Source organism: Congzhengia minquanensis, assembly GCF_014384785.1.
In the GTDB taxonomy this organism is placed as follows: domain Bacteria; phylum Bacillota; class Clostridia; order UBA1381; family UBA9506; genus Congzhengia; species Congzhengia minquanensis.
Genome location: NZ_JACRSU010000009.1, coordinates 1 through 2,500 on the forward strand (window position 1 = coordinate 1; position 2,500 = coordinate 2,500).

General features: G+C 48.8%; 2 tRNA genes and 2 rRNA genes (1 of these 4 cut by a window edge). All 4 read left to right on the forward strand.

From position 1 onward, the window contains the following. Positions 1 to 179 precede the first annotated feature (179 nt). Positions 180 to 1,706: ribosomal RNA gene (locus H8698_RS13030) — 16S ribosomal RNA — on the forward strand. Positions 1,707 to 1,807: 101 nt separating this feature from the next. Further along, positions 1,808 to 1,884: transfer RNA gene (locus tag H8698_RS13035), tRNA-Ile, on the forward strand. Positions 1,885 to 2,006: 122 nt separating this feature from the next. After that, a tRNA-Ala gene (locus H8698_RS13040) sits at positions 2,007 to 2,082 on the forward strand. Between the two features lie 359 nt (positions 2,083 to 2,441). Next, positions 2,442 to 2,500: ribosomal RNA gene (locus H8698_RS13045) — 23S ribosomal RNA — on the forward strand (it continues 2,791 nt past the right edge of the window). Together the 16S and 23S rRNA genes with 2 tRNA genes alongside form the textbook arrangement of a ribosomal RNA operon.

Below are 2,500 nucleotides of genomic sequence, written 5' to 3' on the forward strand. Positions count from 1 at the left end.
CAGAACCTTGAAAAATGAACAGTGCAGGCTTGAAGATTCTTTGAGAGAAGAATTCCGAGTAATTTTGGATAAAGACAGAGATATCGGTCAAAAGGATATCGCTCCGCAAGCGGAGTTGAAGGAGAAGAATTAGACTTCTCGTTTTAGGGTATATAACTCATATAGAGTGATATAACAATATACGAGAGAGTTTGATCCTGGCTCAGGACGAACGCTGGCGGCGTGCCTAACACATGCAAGTCGAGCGGGAAGCTCGACACGGAGGCTTCGGCCGAAGTGTCGAGTGGAGAGCGGCGGACGGGTGAGTAACGCGTGAGTAACCTGCCTACCAGAGGGGGATAACACATAGAAATGTGTGCTAATACCGCATGAAACCATAGTATCGCATGGTATAATGGTCAAAGATTTATCGCTGGTAGATGGACTCGCGTCTGATTAGCTAGTTGGAGGGGTAACGGCCCACCAAGGCGACGATCAGTAGCCGAACTGAGAGGTTGATCGGCCACATTGGGACTGAGACACGGCCCAGACTCCTACGGGAGGCAGCAGTGGGGAATATTGCGCAATGGGGGAAACCCTGACGCAGCAACGCCGCGTTAAGGAAGAAGGCTTTCGGGTTGTAAACTTATGTCTGGTGGGAAGATAATGACGGTACCACCGGAGGAAGTCACGGCTAACTACGTGCCAGCAGCCGCGGTAATACGTAGGTGGCGAGCGTTGTCCGGAATTACTGGGTGTAAAGGGCGCGTAGACGGGTAGATAAGTTAGATGTGAAATACCGGGGCTTAACTCCGGGGCTGCATTTAAAACTGTTTATCTTGAGTGCAGGAGAGGGAAGCGGAATTCCTAGTGTAGCGGTGAAATGCGTAGATATTAGGAGGAACACCAGTGGCGAAGGCGGCTTTCTGGACTGTAACTGACGTTGAGGCGCGAAAGCGTGGGTAGCAAACAGGATTAGATACCCTGGTAGTCCACGCTGTAAACGATGATTACTAGGTGTGGGAGGTATCGACTCCTTCTGTGCCGGAGTTAACACAATAAGTAATCCACCTGGGGAGTACGGCCGCAAGGTTGAAACTCAAAGGAATTGACGGGGGCCCGCACAAGCAGTGGAGTATGTGGTTTAATTCGACGCAACGCGAAGAACCTTACCAGGACTTGACATCCCGTGCATAGCGTAGAGATACGTGAAGTCCTTCGGGACACGGAGACAGGTGGTGCATGGTTGTCGTCAGCTCGTGTCGTGAGATGTTGGGTTAAGTCCCGCAACGAGCGCAACCCTTACTGTCAGTTACTAACATTGAGTTGAGGACTCTGGCAGGACTGCCGGTGACAAATCGGAGGAAGGTGGGGACGACGTCAAATCATCATGCCCCTTATGTCCTGGGCTACACACGTACTACAATGGTGAGAACAGAGCGAAGCGAGACAGTGATGTGGAGCAAACCGCGAAATCTCATCTCAGTTCAGATTGCAGGCTGCAACCCGCCTGCATGAAGTCGGAATTGCTAGTAATCGCGGATCAGCATGCCGCGGTGAATACGTTCCCGGGCCTTGTACACACCGCCCGTCACACCATGAGAGTCGATAACACCCGAAGTCAGTAGTCTAACTTTTAGAGGACGCTGCCGAAGGTGGGATTGATGATTGGGGTGAAGTCGTAACAAGGTAGCCGTATCGGAAGGTGCGGCTGGATCACCTCCTTTCTAAGGAGACTTAGAGACAAAATGTCGATAAGGTCTGTACTGTTCATTTTTGAGGGTTTAAGAAATAAATAGAGGAAGAAGAAGCCTCGTGCTTTAGATGAGGGCTTATAGCTCAGGTGGTTAGAGCGCACGCCTGATAAGCGTGAGGTCGGTGGTTCGAGTCCACTTAAGCCCACCACCGCGTCGTGATGGACTACGCTAAGTTCGCTTTTAAAACAAGTTTAAAAGCTCACAATGCTTCGTCATCACTCCTTAATCCCAAAATGCTAACGCATTTCGGGAACCCGGAAAAAAGCATGTGGGGGTGTAGCTCAGTTGGGAGAGCACCTGCCTTGCAAGCAGGGGGTCAGGAGTTCGACTCTCCTCATCTCCACCACGTCGCAACAGGCTGCGCAAATCAGAAAATTAACAAGTTAATTTTCCTCAAAGCTCCGCCGTTGCTCCTCAATCCCAAAATGCTGACGCATTTCGGGAACCCTGAAGACTACGCTAAGTTTGCTTTTAAAACAAGTTTAAAAGCTCACAATGCTTCGTCATCACTCCTTAATCCCAAAAAGAATAGTTTCATTTTTCTAAAGGAAACTTTAGAGGAATGGAAGTGTTCTTATGAACACAAAGAAAGTACCTTGAAAACTAAACAACGACAAGATTTTTAAAAATTTAAGTAAGAGTTTTTCCGTAAAAGGGTAAGAAAAGAGGAAAAGACTCTCACGTAATTTTCAAAGAGAACCAAGAGATCAAGCTATGAAGAGCATAGGGCGAATGCCTTGGCATCAGGAGCCGAAGAAGGACGC